Origin of the sequence: Ohtaekwangia sp. (assembly GCF_036568665.1) — a bacterium.
Lineage (GTDB): Bacteria > Bacteroidota > Bacteroidia > Cytophagales > Cyclobacteriaceae > Ohtaekwangia.
On the sequence record NZ_DATCSD010000072.1, the window covers coordinates 1 to 3,179 of the forward strand.

A 3,179-nucleotide genomic window follows, 5' to 3' on the forward strand; every position below is an offset into this window, starting at 1 on the left:
GTTACCCTTTACTTTTGCCAATGCATACGTTCGGTTGAGTGCTGCCATGGGCGAATACTCCGTCATCAACAGTTGATTATATAGTTGCAGTACAGCTTCCCACTTCTCTGCCGTGTCAGCCTTAATGGTAAGCCAATACGCAAGACTTGCCTCTATGTGATATTTGGAAAGTATATTTCCCTGCGAAGCCTGATGAAGATGCCACGCTCCTTTCGCAATCAGCTCCTGGTTCCAGCGACTTTCATCCTGGTCGTGATAGAGTATCATTTCTCCTTTCTCATCTCTGCGCGCATCAAATCGCGAAGCATGAAAACACATCAGTGCATAGAGCGCATGTACAGCAGGCTTGTTGGTTTGATCATTTTCTATCAGCAGGCATGTGAGTCGCATGGCTTCCTGACAAAGGTCTTCGCGCAATACGGCATCCTGACTTTCAGAATAATATCCTTCGTTGAAAAGTAAATATAGTGTTGTTAATACTGTATCCAGCCGGTTGTTGATCTCCCCGTCCTCCGGAAATTCGATTGGCACTTTTTCTGTTCGCAGTTTCTCGCGTGCGCGAAACAGTCGCTTGTTGATAGCATCTTTATTGGTCAGAAAAGCATTCGCTATTTCTTCTATACCAAATCCGCAAAGTATACGAAGCGACAACCCGATTTGTGCCTCGGCCGGTATAGCAGGATGGCACAACGCAAACAACATCTGCAACTGACTATCGGTAATGTTCTGCTCCGACAAATCGATCTGAATTTCGTGTACTATAATAGAAGACGACTCTTTTACCTGCCCGGTAATTTTACCGGCAAACAAATTATGACGGCTGATATAGTTCTTCGCTTTATTTTTAGCCGCTGCGTATAGCCAGGCTGTTGGATTATCGGGGATGCCTTTATACGGCCATGTCTCCAACGCCAGCAGAAATGTTTCGCTTGCTATATCTTCGGCAACTTCCAGGTGTTCAATGCCCAGCAGCTTACCGAGCACAGAAGTAATTTTCCTGAACTCTGTCCGAAACAAATGTGGTATCAGCTCCTGTTGCATACTTCATTAAACGCTGCGCTGCTGCCGGCCGGCATGGCAACAGCACAGTGTATAATTACGGGTTGTTAATGAACGCCATCTCCTTTCGCGATCTTCCGCACTTCCATCGTGTTGCCTTCTCCTTGCAATACGGGGCAACCTTTGGCAAATTCCACGGCTTCATCCACTGAATTAGCTCGCACGACTATAAAGCCACCGATGGTTTCCTTTACATCACCAAACGGTCCGTTGGTAACAACCTTGTTCGACTTTACCACGCGGGCATCATCAAACGGCAAACCCGTGCCGCTCACAAATTTGTTTTGCGCTGCAATGCCTCCAATCCAGTCCATCGTCTGTTTCATCCATTGCTGCATTTGTTCCGGTGAAGCAACCTTGCTACCGTCTTCATGTCTCATAATCAAAGCATACTCTTGCATGTGTCTAATGTTTATGGTTTACAATATCCGTTACACTACTATGACAAATGAGATTACCGGAATTGGACATCTTGCATAAACTATTTTTCATCTCCGATCCATTATCTTACGAAAGATACTTTATAAAAACATTGCTTACCACAGCAAAAAATAATCACAAAACTGTATACATTTAGTATCGTTAATCCCCCTGTAAGAATACCAATACACTACTTACAGAATCATGCTTACACGTTACACGCTGCTCTTCCTTTTTCTGGCAATGGTATATACCGGCCACGCACAAACCGCTATATCCGGCAGGGTGATCGATAGTCTTACACAACAACCCATCGCGTTTGTAAGTGTTACGCTCGAAGGCGGGCGACATGGAACGAACACCGATATAGAAGGTAATTTTAAATTATCCATTCCATCGGGTTACTCCGGCTATGTATATCTCTCCCACGTGAGCTATCAGAAAATTCGCCTATTGCTTTCAGCATTCCGCAACAGACCTATCATTGCTCTTCGGCAAAACTCCACACTCCTGTCGGAACTAACCGTTCTCTCGGGAGAAAACCCGGCTTTCAAAATTATACGCAAAGCGATTGAGCACCGAAAGGAGAACGATCCGAGAAATCTAAAATCCTATAGCTATACTTCGTATTCCAAATTCCTGGTAACACCCAGCGAACCCGATCGAAAAACAGACTCACTGGTATATGCCTGGCAGCATCGGCCCGATTCCGTTAAACTCACCAAAGATCAAAAGGATATATTACAATTCAACAATCTTGCAGAGACATCTAACCTGTTTCTCAGTGAATCGGTATCCGAGAAAAAAGTTTTGAATCCGGGACAGAGCAAAGAAAAGTTACTGGCCTATAATATCTCCGGTTTCAAGAGCCCTATCTTTAGCAGTGTTGCCATGGATTCGCAGCCGTTCGCTTTCTACGAAGAAAATATAGCGCTGTTTGGCAAAGAGTTTATTAACCCGATACAACCCGGTACATTCAGGCGATATGACTTTTATATAGTAGATACAACTTACTATCATACCGATACGGTTTATGTGATCCAGTTTAGTCCGCGCGATAAAAAAAAATTCAACGGACTGGAGGGAATTATATCAATCTCGATTGATGGCTATGCTATCAAAAACGTAATGGCATCTGCGTCCGACTCACTCGCAATGGTGGGTATACGTTTTCAGCAAGACTATGAAAAGATTGATGGACATTGGTTTCCTGTACAACTCAATACTGATCTTGATTTTCATAATCTCAATCTCGCAGGACGTACACTCAAAGCACAGCAACGAAGTTTCTTTCGCGATATAAAGATCAATCCGCCTGTGGATGCACGGGAATTTGGCGATATAAAACTGGAACTTGTATCAACCAAAAAAGAAATAAACGATACTATATTGGCGAAGTATCGCATTGCTCCATTGGATACACGCGAGCTCAATACATTTATAGCGATGGACACCGTGATGCGCAAGGTGCGCTGGTTCGATGGAGCGTTTGAAGCGCTCGCCACCGGATATATACCTGCGGGCTGGACAGAGATCGATATAAGCAAAGTAGTTTCTTTCAACCAATATGAAGGAACACGTTTAGGTATGGGACTCTATACCAACGATCGCTTTTCGAAACTGATTCGTTTTGGCGGATACTACGGTTACGGTATACGCGACCACCAGAGTAAATATGGTGGTGAGGTAAAGCTGATGTT

At 44.1% G+C, this 3,179-nt stretch carries 3 protein-coding genes; 1 reads left to right on the plus strand and 2 read right to left on the minus strand.

All coding sequences use genetic code 11. From position 1 onward, the window contains the following. A partial coding sequence (locus VIN08_RS03815) for an RNA polymerase sigma factor (protein ID WP_331960482.1) occupies positions 1 to 1,041 on the minus strand: 1,041 nt, incomplete at its 3' end. 65 nt (positions 1,042 to 1,106) lie between these two features. Beyond that, complete coding sequence (locus tag VIN08_RS03820) at positions 1,107 to 1,460, minus strand: YciI family protein (protein WP_331960485.1); 354 nt, start codon at positions 1,458 to 1,460, stop codon at positions 1,107 to 1,109. A gap of 223 nt (positions 1,461 to 1,683) precedes the next feature. Between VIN08_RS03820 and VIN08_RS03825 the strand changes: the two genes are divergently transcribed. After that, positions 1,684 to 3,179, plus strand: a 1,496-nt coding sequence (locus tag VIN08_RS03825) for a DUF5686 family protein (RefSeq protein ID WP_331960488.1), incomplete at its 3' end; no start/stop codon positions are given.

Excerpts from the sequence above, each read along its gene's own strand:
- VIN08_RS03820 (WP_331960485.1), bottom strand. The coding sequence starts at position 1,460 with ATGCAAGAGTATGCTTTGATTATGAGACATGAAGACGGTAGCAAGGTT.